This window comes from Geodermatophilus nigrescens (assembly GCF_900129495.1).
GTDB classification, from domain to species: Bacteria; Actinomycetota; Actinomycetes; order Mycobacteriales; family Geodermatophilaceae; genus Geodermatophilus; species Geodermatophilus nigrescens.
Map to the genome: position 1 here is coordinate 1041439 of NZ_FQVX01000001.1, position 15882 is coordinate 1057320.

18 protein-coding genes are annotated in these 15882 nt (G+C 75.0%); 13 read left to right on the top strand and 5 right to left on the bottom strand.

Translation table 11 applies throughout. The annotated features are described in order from the left end of the window. Window positions 1-76 precede the first annotated feature (76 nt). Together BUE37_RS05195 and BUE37_RS05200 are read left to right on the top strand one after the other, a co-directional pair. Window positions 77-994 carry a cation diffusion facilitator family transporter gene (locus tag BUE37_RS05195; RefSeq protein ID WP_073419010.1) on the top strand — a complete coding sequence of 306 codons (918 nt, stop codon included), beginning with the start codon at window positions 77-79 and terminating at the stop codon, window positions 992-994. Window positions 995-1101: 107 nt separating this feature from the next. Then, window positions 1102-2004, top strand: coding sequence for a cytochrome c oxidase assembly protein (locus tag BUE37_RS05200; protein WP_175562788.1), 903 nt, complete (start codon window positions 1102-1104; stop codon window positions 2002-2004). Window positions 2005-2034: 30 nt separating this feature from the next. Here BUE37_RS05200 and BUE37_RS05205 read toward each other — a convergent pair whose 3' ends face one another. Then, a complete protein-coding gene (locus tag BUE37_RS05205) occupies window positions 2035-3624 on the bottom strand; it encodes an MFS transporter (protein ID WP_073419012.1) in 1590 nt (529 codons plus the stop codon). A gap of 80 nt (window positions 3625-3704) precedes the next feature. On the opposite strand from BUE37_RS05205, the gene BUE37_RS05210 reads away from it, so the two are divergent. The 3 genes from BUE37_RS05210 to BUE37_RS05220 are packed head-to-tail and all read left to right on the top strand — an operon-like array spanning window position 3705 to window position 6312. Further along, window positions 3705-4223, top strand: coding sequence for a metallophosphoesterase family protein (locus tag BUE37_RS05210; RefSeq protein WP_073419013.1), 519 nt, complete (start codon window positions 3705-3707; stop codon window positions 4221-4223). Beyond that, on the top strand, window positions 4220-5461 hold the full coding sequence (locus tag BUE37_RS05215) for an MFS transporter (protein ID WP_073419014.1): 1242 nt from the start codon (window positions 4220-4222) through the stop codon (window positions 5459-5461). Before BUE37_RS05210 ends, BUE37_RS05215 begins: the two co-directional genes overlap by 4 nt. A 26-nt stretch (window positions 5462-5487) precedes the next feature. Next, window positions 5488-6312, top strand: coding sequence for a putative RNA methyltransferase (locus BUE37_RS05220; protein ID WP_073419015.1), 825 nt, complete (start codon window positions 5488-5490; stop codon window positions 6310-6312). Between the two features lie 115 nt (window positions 6313-6427). On the opposite strand, the gene BUE37_RS05225 is transcribed toward BUE37_RS05220, so the two are convergent. After that, the gene (locus tag BUE37_RS05225) at window positions 6428-6709 is read right to left on the bottom strand and encodes a GlsB/YeaQ/YmgE family stress response membrane protein (protein ID WP_245794289.1); all 282 of its coding nucleotides are present in this window, start codon (window positions 6707-6709) and stop codon (window positions 6428-6430) included. Window positions 6710-6910: 201 nt separating this feature from the next. Here BUE37_RS05225 and ctaD point away from each other — a divergent pair, with 201 nt between their 5' ends. Beyond that, complete coding sequence (ctaD, locus tag BUE37_RS05230; RefSeq protein ID WP_073419016.1) at window positions 6911-8668, top strand: aa3-type cytochrome oxidase subunit I; 1758 nt, start codon at window positions 6911-6913, stop codon at window positions 8666-8668. Window positions 8669-8794: 126 nt separating this feature from the next. Continuing rightward, window positions 8795-10054 (top strand): phosphoserine phosphatase SerB, encoded by a 1260-nt coding sequence (gene serB, locus BUE37_RS05235; protein ID WP_139252820.1) that lies wholly within the window; start codon window positions 8795-8797, stop codon window positions 10052-10054. 169 nt (window positions 10055-10223) lie between these two features. Here the strand turns inward: serB and BUE37_RS05240 are convergent, their stop codons facing one another. Next, a complete protein-coding gene (locus tag BUE37_RS05240; protein WP_073419017.1) occupies window positions 10224-10793 on the bottom strand; it encodes an isochorismatase family protein in 570 nt (189 codons plus the stop codon). After that, entirely contained in the window at window positions 10790-12091 is a 1302-nt protein-coding gene (locus BUE37_RS05245) for a nicotinate phosphoribosyltransferase (protein WP_073419018.1), read from the bottom strand. The genes BUE37_RS05240 and BUE37_RS05245 overlap by 4 nt, the downstream gene beginning before the upstream one ends. A gap of 73 nt (window positions 12092-12164) precedes the next feature. Here BUE37_RS05245 and clpS point away from each other — a divergent pair, with 73 nt between their 5' ends. Further along, on the top strand, window positions 12165-12461 hold the full coding sequence (gene clpS / locus BUE37_RS05250) for an ATP-dependent Clp protease adapter ClpS (RefSeq protein WP_073419019.1): 297 nt from the start codon (window positions 12165-12167) through the stop codon (window positions 12459-12461). After that, window positions 12458-12955: a DUF2017 family protein gene (locus tag BUE37_RS05255; RefSeq protein WP_073419020.1), complete on the top strand. Its 498-nt coding sequence runs from the start codon at window positions 12458-12460 to the stop codon at window positions 12953-12955. Before clpS ends, BUE37_RS05255 begins: the two co-directional genes overlap by 4 nt. Here the strand turns inward: BUE37_RS05255 and BUE37_RS05260 are convergent. Continuing rightward, a complete protein-coding gene (locus BUE37_RS05260; RefSeq protein WP_073419021.1) occupies window positions 12894-13250 on the bottom strand; it encodes a hypothetical protein in 357 nt (118 codons plus the stop codon). The genes BUE37_RS05255 and BUE37_RS05260 overlap by 62 nt on opposite strands. A 97-nt stretch (window positions 13251-13347) precedes the next feature. Between BUE37_RS05260 and BUE37_RS05265 the strand changes: the two genes are divergently transcribed. The 4 genes from BUE37_RS05265 to BUE37_RS05280 all read left to right on the top strand — a co-directional run bounded on the left by BUE37_RS05265 (window position 13348) and on the right by BUE37_RS05280 (window position 15878). Then, the gene (locus tag BUE37_RS05265) at window positions 13348-13821 is read left to right on the top strand and encodes a M67 family metallopeptidase (RefSeq protein ID WP_073419022.1); all 474 of its coding nucleotides are present in this window, start codon (window positions 13348-13350) and stop codon (window positions 13819-13821) included. Window positions 13822-13951: 130 nt separating this feature from the next. Beyond that, complete coding sequence (locus tag BUE37_RS05270) at window positions 13952-14230, top strand: MoaD/ThiS family protein (protein WP_073419023.1); 279 nt, start codon at window positions 13952-13954, stop codon at window positions 14228-14230. Window positions 14231-14274: 44 nt separating this feature from the next. Continuing rightward, a complete protein-coding gene (locus BUE37_RS05275; protein ID WP_073419024.1) occupies window positions 14275-15225 on the top strand; it encodes a PLP-dependent cysteine synthase family protein in 951 nt (316 codons plus the stop codon). Next, complete coding sequence (locus BUE37_RS05280; protein WP_217651130.1) at window positions 15222-15878, top strand: HAD-IA family hydrolase; 657 nt, start codon at window positions 15222-15224, stop codon at window positions 15876-15878. Before BUE37_RS05275 ends, BUE37_RS05280 begins: the two co-directional genes overlap by 4 nt. Window positions 15879-15882: the final 4 nt, after the last annotated feature.

The following is a 15882-nucleotide window of genomic DNA, read 5'->3' on the forward strand; positions in this document are numbered from 1 at the left end:
GCCCCCGGCCCCCTCCCCGCACGTCGGGCAGGGGGCCGTGCCGTTCCCGGAGCACACTGGTGGGGGAGGTGGGCCGATGGGAGCCGGGCACGCGCACGACCACGGCACCGCCGCGGGGGCCTCCCGCGGCCGGCTGGCGGTCGTACTGGGTCTCACGCTGGCGGTGCTGGCGGCCGAGGTCGTCGGGTCGGTGGTGTCCGGCTCACTGGCACTGCTCGCCGACGCCGGCCACATGGCCACCGACGCGCTCGGCGTGGGCCTCGCCCTCGGCGCGGTCACGCTGGCACAGCGGCCCGCCCGCGGCCGGCGCACGTTCGGCTGGCAGCGGGTGGAGATCCTCGCCGCGGTGGCCAACGGGCTGCTGCTCGCCGGGGTCGCGGTTTTCGTGCTGGTGGAGGCGGTCCGCCGGATCGGTGACCCGCCGGAGATCGACTCCGGCGTGGTGCTCGTCGTCGCGGCGGGGGGCCTGGCCGCGAACCTCGCCGGGCTGGCGCTGCTGCACCGCGGCCGGGGCACCTCGCTGGCCGTCCGCGGCGCACACCTGGAGGTGCTCGGCGACGCGCTCGGCTCGGTCGCCGTCCTCGTCGCCGGCGCCGTCGTCGCGCTCACCGGGTGGACGCCGGCCGACACCGTCGCCGCGCTCGTCGTGGGCTGCCTGGTCCTGCCGCGGGCGTGGTCGCTGCTGCGCGAGTCGCTCGACGTGCTGCTCGAGGCAGCCCCGCGCGGCGTCGACCTGGACGAGGTGCGCGCGCACGTGCTCGGCGTCGAGGGCGTCATCGGCGTCCACGACCTGCACGCCTGGACCATCACCTCGGGCCTGCCGGTGCTGTCCGCGCACGTCGTCGTCACCGACGAGGCGCTCGCCGACGGCCACGGCGGGCGGATCCTCGACTCGCTGGGCACCTGCCTGGGCGCCCACTTCGACGTCGACCACTGCACCTTCCAGCTGGAGGCCGAGGCGCACGCCGGTCACGAGGCGCCCGTCCACGACTAGCCGAGTGGGACAGTGGACGACGGAGACGGATCGGACCGGAGGTACTGGTGGAGCACGGGCACCACTCGGGCATGTGGGTGCCCGGCGAGCCACCCACGTGGGGACGCATGTTCCTGCCGCACCTCGACGCCTGGTCGGTGCTGCCGGTGCTCGCGCTGCTCGGGATCGCCGCCTACGCCGTCGGCGTGGTCCGGGTGCGCCGCTCGGGCGTGGCCTGGCCGTGGTGGCGCGCGGCGGCGTGGGTCGCCGGCTGCCTGTCGCTGTTCGCCGTCACGGGCACCTGGCTCAACGGCTACAGCATGGTGCTGTTCAGCGTCCACATGGCCCAGCACATGGTGCTGTCGATGGTGGCGCCGCTCCTGCTGCTCCTCGGCCGGCCGGTGACCCTCGCCCTGCGCGCGCTGCCGCGCGGCCGGGGGGTGGCCGGCGTGCCACGGGCGCTGCTGCTCGACGCCCTGCACAGCCGGGTGGCGCGGTTCGTCTCGCACCCGCTGTTCACGCTGCCGCTGTTCCTGGTGAGCCTCTACGGCGTCTACTTCACGCCCGTGTTCGACGCCCTCATGGGCGACCCGTTCGGGCACCAGTTCATGCTCGCCCACTTCACCGTGACCGGGCTGCTGTTCTTCGGGCCGATCCTCGCCCAGGACCCGTGGCCCCGGCAGGTCGGCCACGCCGGGCGGATGCTCGAGCTGCTGATCCCGATGCCCCTGCACGCCTTCTTCGGCGTCGCGATCATGATGTCGACGTCGCTGGTGGTGCGGACCTTCGCCGAGCCGCCGGCCGGCTGGGGCGTCGACCCCCTCGCCGACCAGAACACGGCCGGCAGCATCGCCTGGTCCTTCGGCGAGCTGCCGACCGTGTTCGTGCTGGCCGTGGTGCTGTTCAGCTGGATGGGGTCGGAGGAGCGTCGCGGCCGCCGGATCGACCGGGCCGCCGTGCGCACCGACGACGCGGAGCTCGAGGCCTACAACGCCCGGCTCCGCGCGATGGCCGCCCGCCCCGGGAGCTGAGCGGGCGGCCCTGCGAGGTCGGCCTGCGCGTCAGCCGACGTGGACGGGGGCGTCCCCGGTGGGCAGGTCGTCCTTGGTCGCCTTGATGAGCAGCGCCGCGGCGACGGCGCCGAGCACCAGCAGCGCGGCGGCCCAGGTGAAGGCGGTCGTGTAGCCCTCCACCTGCGCCTGCAGCGCGACGGCCGCGGGGTCCTGCGGCGTCGGCGAGGCCAGGACGTCGGCCGAGTAGGCGCTGATCGCGCCGACCGACAGCGAGGCCAGGACGGCGGTGCCGATCGAGGCGCCCACCTGCTGGGTGGCGTTGAGCATCGCGCTCGCGGCACCGGCGTCGTGCTCGCCGGCGCCCACGAGCGCGAGGTTCGACAGCGGCACGAAGGTGAAGCCCAGCCCCAGGCCCAGCAGCAGCTGGCCCGGGAAGGCGAGGGCCCAGAAGCCGCTGTCGACGCCGAGGAACGACATGGTGAACAGCCCCGCCGCGGCGAGCAGCCCGCCGAGCACCATGAGCGGCTTCGGGCCGATCCGCGGCACCAGGGCGCTGGCCGCGCCGGCGGAGATGAACACACCCAGCGTGGTGGGCAGCGAGGCGACGCCCGCGACCACCGGCTCGTAGCCGAGCACCTGCTGGAAGTACAGGCTCAGGAAGAAGAACGCCCCGATCAGCCCGGCGCCGACCAGCGTCGAGGTGAGGTAGGCGCCGCCGCGGTTGCGGTCGAGGACGATGCGCATCGGCAGCAGCGGGTTGCGGGTGCGCAGCTCCAGGAGCACGAACAGCGCCACCAGCACCAGCCCGCCGACGATGAACACCCACGCCAGGCCGTCGGTCCAGCCGCTGGCCGGTGTCACGAAGTCCCGGCCGCCCTGCGCGGCGATCTGGCCGTTGGCGGCCTGCGCCTCACCCGCATTGGTCTGCGACGCCTCGGCCACCCGGGTGAAGCCGTAGACGATCGCGGCGAGGCCGACGGTGATGAGCACCGCGCCGGGGATGTCGTACTTGGTGTCCCCGGGGGCCTTGCTCTCCGGGACGATCGGGATGGCCAGGACGACGGCGAGCAGCGCCACCGGCAGGTTGACCCAGAAGCACCAGCGCCAGTCGGCGTACTCGGTGAGGACGCCGCCGAGCAGCAGGCCGACGGCCGAGCCGCCGCCGGCGATCGCGCCGTAGACGCCGAAGGCCTTGGCCCGCTCCTTCGGGTCGGTGAACAGGACGGTCAGCAGGGCCAGCGACGCGGGCGCGAGCAGCGCGCCGAAGACGCCCTGCAGCGCGCGGGCGGCGAAGAGCATGCCCTCGTTCTGGGCGATGCCGCCGAGGGCCGAGGCGATGGCGAAGCCCGCGGCGCCGACGAGGTAGGTGCGCTTGCGGCCCCAGAAGTCGGCGATGCGGCCGCCGAGGAGCAGGAAGCCGCCGAAGGTGAGGGTGTAGGCGGTGACGATCCACTGCTGCGTGGCCGCGCTGATGCCGAGGTCGGACGACACGGCGGGCAGCGCGATGTTGACGATCGTGGCGTCGAGGATGACCAGGAGGACGGTCATCGCAATGACGCCCAGCGCCAGCCAGCGCTTCTCGTAGGGCTCCGACGCCGGGGTGACCGGCTCTGCGGAGGGGGACGACGGGTGGGTCATGGGGGTCCTCGGGGACTCGTGCGGAGAGCGGCCGAGGTCATCGGCCGCGACGAAAACTAGCCCCCTGCGACCATGTCGGCGTGGCCGTTTCGCTGGTGGTGACCGCCGACACGCACCTGCCGAAGCGTGCGCGTGACCTACCTCATTCCCTCTGGGCCGCCATCGACGCCGCCGACCTCGTCGTGCATGCCGGCGACTGGGTCGACGTCGCCCTGCTCGACCTCCTGGAGGCCCGCTCCCGCCGGCTGCTGGCCGTGCACGGCAACAACGACCACGGCCCGCTGCGCGAGCGGCTGCCGGAGGTCGCCCGGGCCGAGGTGGAGGGACTGCGGATCGCCGTCGTCCACGAGACCGGGGACGCCAAGGGGCGCGAGCGCCGCTGCGCCGCGCGGTTCCCGGACACCGACGTCCTGTTCTTCGGCCACAGCCACATCCCGTGGGACACCGTGGCGCCCAGCGAGGGGACGCCGTCGGGCCTCCGGCTGGTCAACCCCGGCTCGCCCACCGACCGCCGCCGCCAGCCGCACGGCACCTTCGTGACCGCGGTCGCCGACGCCGGCGCGCTGACCGGGGTCACGTTCCACCCCGTCCCGCGGTGACGACGCCCGCCGCCGAGCCCGCCGCTCCGCCCCGCGCCCGCTGGCGCCACCTCGGCGTCGGCCTCACCGGGCTGGTCGCCGCCTGCGCGGCGCAGAACGGCCTGCCCTTCCTCACCGTCGCGCTGCGCGCCGAGGGGCTGACCCTGCCGCAGGTCGGCCTGCTCGTCAGCGCCCCGACCGCGGGGCTGGTCTGCACGCTGCTCCTCTGGGGAGCGCTGGCCGACCGGTACGGCGAGCGGCTCGTGCTCACCGCCGGCCTGGCCGTGGCCGCCGGCGCGCTCACCGGCGCGGCCCTGGCCGACGGCGCCCTCGCCACCGGCCTCTGGCTGCTCCTGGCCGGCGGCGGCAGCGCCTCGGTGCACGTCGCCAGCGGCCGCCTCGTCCTCGGCTGGTTCCCGCCCGAGCAGCGCGGCCTGGCGATGGGCGTCCGCCAGGCCGGGCAGCCGCTGGGCGTGGGCCTGGCCGGGCTGCTGCTGCCGCGGCTGGCCGGCGACGGTCCCGGCGGTGCCCTCGCCCTGCTCGCGGCCGGCTGCGCGGCGACGGCGGTGCTCGTCGGCGTGCTGGTGCGCGACCCCGCCCGCCCGCCGCGCGCCCCCGGCGCCGCGCGGCCCGCCTCGCCCTACCGCGGCCCGGTGCTGTGGCGGGTGCACGCGGCGAGCACCCTGCTCGTGGTGCCGCAGTTCGCCGTCGCGGGGCTCGCCTTCGACTGGCTGGTGCGCGACGGCGGCTGGAGCGCGGCCGGCGCCGGCACGCTGCTGGCCGCCTCCCAGGCCGGTGGGGTGGCCGCGCGGCTGGGCGCGGGCACGTGGTCCGACCGCGTGGGCAGCAGGCTCGGGCCGCTGCGCCGGGTGGCCGCGGCGGTCGCCGTCGTCGTGGGGGTGCTCGCCGTCGTCGCCGCGCTGACCCCCGGCGTCCTCGGTCCCGCCGTGGCGGCCGCGGCGGTGGCCGTCGCCGCGGTCGCCACGGTCAGCCCCAACGGCGTGGCCTTCACCTCGGTGGCCGAGCAGGCCGGCAGCGCCTGGGCCGGGCGCGCCCTCGGCGCGCACAACACCGTCCAGAACCTGGCGGCGGCGCTCACCGTCCCGGCCGCGGCGCTGCTCGTCGACGGCGGGCCCGGCTACTGGGCGGCGTTCGCGGTCGGCGCGGCCGCCGCGCTCGCCGCCGTCGCCGTGGTCCCCGGGCGGGCCGCCGAGGCGCCGCCCCCGCCCGCGCTGCCCGCGACGGCGGCGGCCCGGTGAGCCGTCGGTCCTGGCCGCCGCGCGCCGTGGGGCTGCTGGCCTGCCCGGTGTGCGGCGCGCCGCTGGCGGCCCTGCCCGCCGACACCGGCCTGCGCTGCCCGGCCGGCCACTCCTTCGACCGCGCCCGGCAGGGCCACGTCACGCTGCTGCCGCCGGGGCACACGCCGCCGTCGGGCGACAGCGCGGAGATGGTCGCCGACCGGGCGGAGGTCCTCGCCGCGGGCACCTACGCCGGGCTGACGGCGGCGCTCGCCGCCGCGGTGGCCGCGGGGGAGGGGCCGGTCGGGTCCGTGCTCGACCTCGGCGGCGGCACCGGCCACCACCTCGCGGGCGTGCTCGACGCGCTGCCGGAGGCGGTCGGCGTGGTGCTCGACTCCTCGCGGTACGCCGCGCGCCGGGCGGCCGGGGCCTCGCCGCGCGCGATGGCCGTCGTCTCCGACACCTGGGCGCGCCTGCCGGTCCGCGACGGCGCGGTCGACCGGGCCATGGTCGTCTTCGCGCCGCGCAACGGCCGGGAGACGGCGCGGGTGCTCCGCCCCGGCGGGCGGCTGGTGGTGGCCACCCCCGCGCCCGACCACCTCGCCGAGCTGGTGGGCCCGCTCGGGTTGCTGCGCGTCGACCCGGACAAGGCGGCGCGCCTGTCGGGCTCGCTGGAGCCGCACCTGCGGCCGGCGGGCGCGGCGGCGCACCGGGAGGAGCTGGAGCTCGACGCCCGCGCGGTGGCCGCCGTCGTCGGCATGGGGCCGCACGCCCGCCACCTCGCGCCGGGGGAGCTGGCCGGGCGGCTGGCCGGGCTGCGCCCGCGGGTCCGGGTGACCCTTGCCGTCGACGTCACCACCTGGACCGTCTGACCCGGGCCGCCTGACCCCGGACTGCCTGACCCCGGACGCGCCGGAGGGGCCCGGCCGACGTGGCCGGGCCCCTCCGGGGCTGGTGGGTCAGGCCCCGCGGGGGGCCGTCACCGGGTCAGACGCGCGTGCCGCGGGCCCGTCCGCGCGTGGCGAAGACGTAGACCAGGAGCACCACGATGGCGCCGATGATCGAGCCGATGATCCCGGCGGTGCCGAGCTCGAAGCCGCGTCCGCTGAGCAGGCTGCCGAGCAGGTTGCCGACGAACGAGCCGATGATGCCGAGGACGATCGTCATCCCGACGCTCATGGACTGCTTGCCGGGGACGACGGCACGGGCGATGAAGCCGGCGATGGCGCCGACCACGATCAGCACGATGATGTTCCAGAGGATCTCCACGGTGGACCTCCCGAGCAGGTGGCCTTGGTGGCCGGGGCCTGGGATCTCCAGAGCCGGACGTTCCTGTTCCCTGCCTGAGCAGGGCGGAAACCATCGTGATCATGATGTGACCCTGCGTCGCGCCGGAGGGGTCCCGTGTGCGGCGGCGCGCCTGCCCGGGCAGGCCGGACGTGTCCCGCCGAGTCGGTCTAAGCTGCGGCCGTGACGATCGCGCCTGCACCGATCGTGAGCCGGCCCAGCCCGGCTCGCGAGGTCCAGCGGGGTGCGCGGCTCTCGAACCTGCTGCGGACCACGGACCACAAGACCATCGGCCTGATGTACATGGCCACCTCGTTCGCCTGGTTCATCGTGGGTGGCTTCATGGCCATGCTGATCCGCGGTGAGCTCGGCCAGCCCGGGCTGCAGTTCCTCTCGCCCGAGCAGTACAACCAGCTCGTCACGATGCACGGCACGATCATGCTGCTGATGTTCGCGACGCCGCTGTTCTTCGCGTTCTCGAACCTGATCATGCCGCTGCAGATCGGTGCCCCCGACGTCGCGTTCCCGCGGCTGAACGCCTTCTCGTACTGGCTGTTCCTCTTCGGTGGCCTGATCCTCGTCTCCGGCTTCTTCACGCCGGGCGGCGCGGCCGACTTCGGCTGGTACGCCTACACCCCGCTGTCCGACGTGGTCCACAGCCCGGGTGCCGGCGCGAACCTCTGGATCGCGGGCCTGGCCGTCTCGGGTCTGGGCACCATCCTCGGCGCGGTCAACTTCACCGCCACGATCGTCTGCCTGCGGGCGCCGGGCATGACCCTGTTCCGGATGCCGATCTTCACCTGGAACACGCTGGTCACCAGCCTGCTGGTGCTGCTGGCCTTCCCGATCCTCACCGCCGCGCTGCTCGCGCTGCTGGCCGACCGCCAGCTCGGTGCCCTCGTCTTCTCCGACGAGAACGGCGGCCCGATGCTGTGGCAGCACCTCTTCTGGTTCTTCGGCCACCCCGAGGTCTACATCATCGCCCTGCCGTTCTTCGGCATCATCACCGAGGTCATCCCGGTGTTCAGCCGCAAGCCGCTGTTCGGCTACAAGGGCATGGTCGGCGCGACGCTGCTCATCGGTGGCCTGTCGCTGACGGTGTGGGCGCACCACATGTACGCCACCGGCGCGGTCCTGCTGCCGTTCTTCGCCTTCCTGACCTACCTGATCGCGGTCCCCACCGGCATCAAGTTCTTCAACTGGATCGGCACCATGTGGCGCGGCCAGCTGACCTTCGAGACGCCGATGCTGTTCTCGATCGGCTTCCTCGTCACCTTCCTCCTCGGTGGCCTGACCGGCGTCCTGCTGGCCAGCCCGCCGCTGGACTGGCACGTCAACGACAGCTACTTCGTCGTCGCCCACTTCCACTACGTCGTCTTCGGCACCGTGGTGTTCGCCGCCTACGCCGGCATCTACTTCTGGTTCCCGAAGATGGCCGGCCGGATGATGGACGAGCGGCTGGGCAAGCTGCACTTCTGGCTGACGTTCATCGGCTTCCACGCCACGTTCCTGGTCCAGCACTGGCTGGGCACCCAGGGCATGCCGCGCCGGTACGTCGACTACCTGCCCACCGACGGCTTCACGACGCTGCACGTCATCTCGACGATCGGCTCGTTCGTCCTCGGTGCCTCGACCATCCCGTTCCTCTACAACGTGGCCAAGTCGTGGAAGTACGGCCGGCTCGCGCTGCGGGACGACCCGTGGGGCCACGGCAACTCGCTCGAGTGGGCCACCTCCTCGCCGCCGCCGCGGCACAACTTCACCGAGATCCCGCGGATCCGGTCGGAGCGCCCGGCGTTCGAGGCGCACTACCCGCACCTCATCGAGCGGCTGCACGCCGAGGCGCACGTCGGCAAGCGGCACGAGCCCTACGGCGGGGTCAGCGAGCTCGCCAACGGCACCGGCCCGCGTCAGGGTCCGAACGACCCCGACCCGTTCTGACCCGCCCGGCCGTCGCCTGACGGCCACCGCGATCGCACGTCACCACGACGCCCCGTCGGCCCCGGCCGGCGGGGCGTCGTCGTTCCGCGGGACCACCGCCCGGGCGCCGCAGACCGGTGCGGCACGATGACCGCCGTGCCGCTCGACCCCACGCCCCGCGTCCGGCCGGACAGCCCCAGCGACGGACCGCGCGCGCTGCTCACGGTCACCGGCGCCGACCGGCCCGGGGTCACCGCCCGCCTGTTCGGCGCGTTGGCCGGGGACGCCGGCGTGCCGCCGCTCGAGGTGGTCGACGTCGAGCAGGTCGTCGTGCACGGGCACCTCGTGCTCGGCGTCGTCGTCGGGGCGCTGCCCGCGGACGGGCCGGTCGACGAGGAGGCCTTCCTGGCCGCGCTCGGCACGCTGGCCGACGGCGTCGAGGCCGCCACCGGCGTGCGGGTCGCGGTCGAGTCGGCGTCGGACCGCCGGGCCGCGGCGCCCGGCCGCGCCCACCACGTGACCCTGCTCGGCCGCCCCGTGCCGCCGTCGGCCGTCGCGGGCGCCGCCACCGCCATCGCCGGCGTCGGGGGCAACATCGACGCGATCCGGCGGCTGTCGGACCACCCCGTCACGGCCCTCGAGCTCACCGTCTCCGGCGCCGAGGCCACCGCGCTGCGCACCGCGCTCGCCGCCGTCGCCACCGCGACCGGCGCCGACCTCGCCGTCGAGCCCGTGGGCCTGGCCCGGCGCAGCAAGCGGCTGATCGTCCTCGACGTCGACTCCACGCTCGTGCGCGGCGAGGTCATCGACGAGCTGGCCGCCCGCGCCGGGCGGGCCGCCGAGGTCGCGCGCATCACCGCCGCCGCCATGAACGGCGAGCTCGACTTCGCCGAGTCGCTGCGCGCCCGCGTGGCCACGCTGGCCGGCCTGCCGGTGGAGGTGCTCGACGAGGTCCGCGAGCACCTCGAGCTGACCCCCGGGGCCCGCACCCTCATCCGCACGCTGCAGCGGCACGGCTTCCGCTGCGGCATCGTCAGCGGCGGCTTCACCCAGATCACCGACCCGCTGGCCGCCTCGCTCGGCCTGGACTTCGCCGCCGCCAACACCCTCGAGGTGGCCGACGGGCGCCTCACCGGCGGCCTGGTGGGGGAGATCGTCGACCGCGCCGGCAAGGCCCGGGCCCTGGCCCGCTTCGCCGGCGAGCACGGCATCCCGCTGGAGCAGACCGTGGCCGTCGGCGACGGCGCCAACGACCTCGACATGCTCAACGCCGCGGGCCTCGGCATCGCCTTCAACGCCAAGCCGGTGGTGCGCGAGCAGGCGCACACCGCGCTGAACCAGCCCTACCTCGACGCCGTCCTGCAGGTCCTCGGCTTCACGAGGGACGAGGTGCTGGAGGCGTTGTGATCTGTCGGCCTACCGGCCTCCACCGCGGCCAGGTGCCGTCCCCCGGCTGAGCTGAGCCCCGCCGTCGCACCCGGCGGGGACCCTCCGGGCCCGCCACCGGGCACGACCACTCGCGGGGGCGGCTCACCTCCCTGGTGGCCCGCCTCACCCGGGTGGGGCCTTCGTCGCGCTAATGGCCCCCGTGCACGCTGCCCTCCAGCTCGACGCCGGCGGTGCGGAGCTGGTCGAGGGCCGCCGCGGTCGAGCCCTCGGCGACGCCGGCCGTCAGGTGCAGCAGCACGCGGGTGGCGAAGCCCTCCCCGACGGCGTCGAGCGCGGTGGCCCGGACGCAGTGGTCGGTGGCGATGCCGACGACGTCGACGGCGTCCACGCCGTGCCCGCGCAGCCAGTCGGCGAGCGGCACCCCGTCGGCGCGGCCCTCGAAGCCGGAGTAGGCGGCGGCGTACTCGCCCTTGTCGAAGACCGCCTCGATCGGCTCGCGGTCCAGCGCCGGGTGCAGCTCCACCCCGCCGGTGCCGACGACGCAGTGCGCCGGCCACGTCTCCAGGTAGTCCGGTTGCTCGGCGAAGTGGCCGCCCGGGTCGACGTGGTGGTCGCGGGTGGCCACCACGTGGTCGTACCCGCCGGAGCGTACGTGGGCGGTCACCGCCGCCGCCACCGCCGCGCCGCCGGCCACCGCCAGGCTGCCTCCCTCGCAGAAGTCGTTCTGCACGTCCACGACCACCAGTGCGCGCGTCACCGCGTGACCTCCGTTCCCGAGTTCACCGTCTCCAGGGCCGGTTCCCCGCGGGACAGCGCCCATGCCTCGGCCGGCAGCGCCTCCCGCACCCGCCGGTGGTGCTCAGCGGCCGCGGCGAGCGCCTCCGCGGGCGAGGCCGGGGACACCACCGCGCCGCCGCGCACGAGCGACACCACGAGCGAGCGGTCGCCGTCGCGCGGCTCGACCGGGCCCGCGGTGACCAGCTCGGCGACGGCGGTGCCGTCGGCGTCGTGCCGGCGGACGGCGGACTTGCGCCCGCCCGTGGAGTTCTTGCCCTCCGAGCGCTTGGCCACCGGCACGCCGTCGCGCTCGACCAGCTTGTAGACCATCCCGGCCGTCGGGGCGCCGGAGCCGGTGACCAGCGAGGTGCCGACGCCGTACCCGTCGACCGGCGCGGCCATGAGCCCGGAGATGGCGAACTCGTCGAGGTCGCTGGTCACGATGATCTTCGTCTTCGCCGCACCGAGCTCGTCGAGCTGGCGGCGCGCGGCGGTGGCCAGCGTGGGCAGGTCGCCGGAGTCCAGCCGGATCGCGCCGAGCTCCGGCCCGGCCACCTCGACGGCGGTGCGGATGCCCTGGACGACGTCGTAGGTGTCCACCAGCAGCGTGGTGCCGACGCCGAGGGTGTCGACCTGCGCGCGGAAGGCGGCGGCCTCGTCGTCGTGCAGGAGCGTGAAGGCGTGCGCGCTGGTGCCCGTCGTCGGGACGCCGTAGCGCCGGCCAGCCTCCAGGTTGGAGCTCGCCACGAAGCCGACCAGGTGCGCGGCCCGGGCGGCGGCGACGGCGGCCTGCTCGTGGGTGCGCCGCGAGCCCATCTCGATGCACGGCCGCTCGCACGCCGCGCCGACCATCCGGGCGGCCGCCGAGGCGATCGCGCTGTCGTGGTTGAGCACCGACAGCACCAGGGTCTCCAGCAGCACGCCCTGGGCGAAGGGCGCGCGCACGGTGAGCACGGGGGAGTGCGGGAAGAAGAACTCGCCCTCGGCGTAGCCGTCGACGTCGCCGGTGAAGCGGAAGTCGGCCAGCCAGTCCAGCAGCCGGGCGTCGGTCAGGCCCTGCTCGCGCAGGGTGGCCAGCTCCTCGTCGCCGAAGCGGAAGGCGGGCAGCTGCTCCAGCAGCCGGCCGGTGCCGGCCACGACGCCGTAGCGGCGGCCGTGCGGCAGCCGGCGGGAGAAGACCTCGAAGACGCAGTCGCGGTCGGCGGTGCCGTCGGCGAGCGCGGCGGCGACCATCGTCAGCTCGTACCGGTCGGTGAGGAGTGCGGGACCCGTCGGCATGATCCCGACCCTAGGTCGGCCGCCGGGGGCGCACCCGCGGGGACCGGGGAGGCCGCCGTCCTAGAGTGGTCGCGTGGCCGGACCGCTCGCGCCGACACGGACGCCCGATCCCACGGTGGAGGAGGTCGAGGACCTCGACCGCCCGTGGGTGACCATCGTCTGGAACGACCCCGTCAACCTCATGACCTACGTGACGCACGTGCTGCGGGAGCTGTTCGGCTACGACGAGCCGACGGCGACCACGCTGATGCTGCAGGTGCACAACGACGGCAAGGCCGTGGTCAGCTCCGGCCCGCGGGAGCGGATGGAGCACGACACCAGCCGGCTGCACGCCTACGGCCTGTGGGCCACCTACCAGAAGGACGCATGAGGCCGTTCCGCCGCAGGGGCAGCGACGTCGTCGCCCGCCTCGAGCCCGCCGAGTCCGGCGTGCTCGGGATGCTGCTCGACCAGCTCGAGCAGCTGCTGACCGCCGACCCCGACGACGTCGACGGCGACCCGGTGCTGGCCCGCCTGCTCCCGGCTGGGCACCGCAGCGACCCCGCGCTGGCCGCCGACTACCGCGAGCTGACCGAGACGGCGCTGCGCGGCGGCAAGACCGACGACCTCGCCGCCGTCCGGGCCTCGCTGCCCGCCGGCGGGGGAGAGGTGCGCCTGGACCCCGAGCAGGCCGGCGCCTGGCTGCGCACCACCAACGACCTGCGGCTCGCGCTCGGCGAGCGGATCGGAGTCACCGAGGAGACCGAGCCGCCGGAGGACCCGGCCGGCGAGGAGGGCCAGCAGCTGGCCGTCTACTACTGGCTCACCGGGCTGCAGGGCTCGCTGGTCGACGCGGTCGCCGCCGCACGCGACGCCCGAAGGTGAGCAGCACCAGCGCCGCGAGCAGCAGGTCCAGCACGAAGAACACCGGCACCAGGCTCGGCAGCTCGAGGTCGCGCACCATCGCGCCGACGGCGGAGACGAGCACGACGGCCGACAGCGCCAGCACGAGCAGCAGCGTCAGGGAGCGGACGGCGACCAGCAGCGCCAGCGACACCCGGTCGGCGGTGACGTCGCTGCTGTAGTGCCCGCTCCGGCGGGACAGCCCGCGCAGGCCGAGCCACAGTGCGGGGAGCGCGACGGCGAGCACCCCCGCCACCATGACCAGCTCGACCGCCACGGGTCCGCACCGTATCCGGTGGGGATCGGCGCGGTGTCCGGCCCCGGTCGGGCGACCGTCGTCCCGGCACCGCGGGGGCGCCACCTAGACTGGGCCCGTGCTGCGCATCGACCGCGCGACCTACGACGCCATCGTGGCCCACGCCCGGGAGGACCACCCGGACGAGGCCTGTGGCGTCGTCGCCGGTCCCGAGGGCAGCGACCGTCCCGAGCGGTTCATCCCGATGCTCAACGCCGCCCGGTCGCCGACGTTCTACGAGTTCGACTCGGCCGACCTGCTGCGCCTCTACCGGGAGATGGACGACCGGGACGAGGAGCCGGTGGTGATCTACCACTCGCACACCGCCACCGAGGCGCACCCGTCGCGCACCGACGTCAGCTACGCCTCCGAGCCGAACGCGCACTACGTGCTCGTCTCCACGCGGGAGCACGGGAACCGCACCGGGCTCGAGGGCGACGAGGTCGAGTTCCGCAGCTTCCGGATCGTCGACGGCGAGGTGAGCGAGGAGGACGTCGAGGTCGTCGAGTCCTACCTGTTCGGCCACTCGCCGACCACCGTCGTCTACGACTGAGCGGCGACCGGCCCGGCTCCTGTGCCGCGGGGCACGGAATCCCCCGCGGCGGACCGGCGTTCCCCCTGGCAAGCCCACGCCCCCGAGGCGTCCCCGCACGTCCCCACCCTCCCGAGGAGAACCGCACGCCATGGCCATCGAGGTCCGGATCCCGACCATCCTGCGCACCCACACCGGCGGCAACAAGACCGTCGAGGGCAGCGGGGACACCCTGGCCGCGCTCGTCGACGACCTCGACGCCAAGCACCCCGGCATCAAGGGCCGCCTGGTGACCGAGGAGGGCAAGCTGCACCGCTTCGTCAACGTCTACGTCAACGACGAGGACGTGCGCTTCACCGGTGCGCTCGACACCGCCGTCAAGGACGGCGACCAGGTCACGATCCTCCCGGCGGTCGCCGGCGGCTGCTGACGCCGCCCACCCCGACCCACCCCTCCTCCCGGAAGAGCCCCCGCATGGCCCGCTTCGCCTCCCTCGTCGACTCGCTCGGCGGCACCCCGCTCGTCGGGCTGCCCAACCTGTCGCCGACGTCCGACGTGCGGCTGTGGGCCAAGCTCGAGGACCACAACCCGACCGGCTCGATCAAGGACCGCGCCGCCATCTCGATGATCGAGGCGGCGGAGAAGGCCGGGGAGCTCCAGCCCGGCGACACGATCCTCGAGCCGACCAGCGGCAACACCGGGATCTCGCTCGCGATGGTCGCCCGGCAGCGTGGCTACAAGCTGATCTGCGTCATGCCGGAGAACACCTCGGTGGAGCGCCGGCAGCTGCTGCAGATGTACGGCGCGCAGATCATCAGCTCGCCGGCCGCCGGCGGCTCCAACCAGGCCGTCGCCATGGCCAAGGAGCTCGCCGCCGAGCACGACGACTGGGTGATGCTCTACCAGTACGGCAACCCGGCCAACGCCGAGGCGCACTACACCGGCACCGGGCCGGAGATCCTCGCCGACCTCCCGTCGATCACCCACTTCGTCGCGGGCCTCGGCACCACCGGCACGCTCATGGGCTGCTCGCGCTACTTCCGCGAGCACAAGCCCGGCGTCCAGGTGATCGCCGCCGAGCCGCGCTACGGCGAGCTCGTCTACGGGCTGCGCAACATCGACGAGGGGTTCATCCCCGAGCTCTACGACCCCGAGCTGCTCGACTCGCGCTTCTCCGTCGGCCCCGACGACGCCGTCCACCGCACCCGGCAGCTCGTCGAGCGCGAGGGGATCTTCGCCGGCATCTCGACCGGCGCGATCCTGCACGCCGCCCTCGGCGTCGCCGACCGCGAGGTGGCCGCGGGCCGCAGGGCCGACATCGTGTTCATCGTCTGCGACGGCGGGTGGAAGTACCTGTCCACCGGCGCCTACGCGGGCACCCTGGAGGAGGCCACCGCCGCGCTCGAGGGCCAGCTCTGGGCGTGAGCATCGCGCTGCCCGCCCGCGGACTGCTCTTCGACAACGACGGGGTCCTGGTCGACTCCGACTCCGCCGTCACGACGTCGTGGTCGCGCTGGGCGCTCGAGCAGGGCCTCGACCCGGTGGCGGTCATGGCCGTGGTGCACGGCCGCCGCGCCGCCGACACCGTCGCCGACCTGGTCGCCGCCGACCGGCGGGACGCCGCGACCGCGCTGATCGACCGCTACGAGCTCGAGGACGCCCACACCGTCCCGGCCGTCGCCGGCGCCGCCGAGCTGCTGGCCTCGCTGCCGCCCGCCGTCTGGGCCGTGGTCACCTCCGGCACCCCCGACCTGGCCGGCGCCCGGCTGCGCGCGGCGGGCCTGCCGCTGCCCGGCGCGATGGTCACCGGCCGCGACGTGCGGACCGGCAAGCCCGACCCGGAGGGGTACCTGATCGGCGCCCGCCTGCTCGGGCTGGAGCCTGCGGAGACCGTCGTCGTCGAGGACAGCCCGGCCGGGATCGCCGCCGGCCGCGCCGCCGGGGCCCGCGTGCTCGGGATCGGCGAGCGCGCAGTCGCCACCGGCGAGGCGGACGTCGTCGTCGCCGACCTCACCGGCGTCACCTGGGCCGACGGCGTGCTGACCGTCCCGGCCGACGCCGTCCTGCACGCCCGCTGAGCCC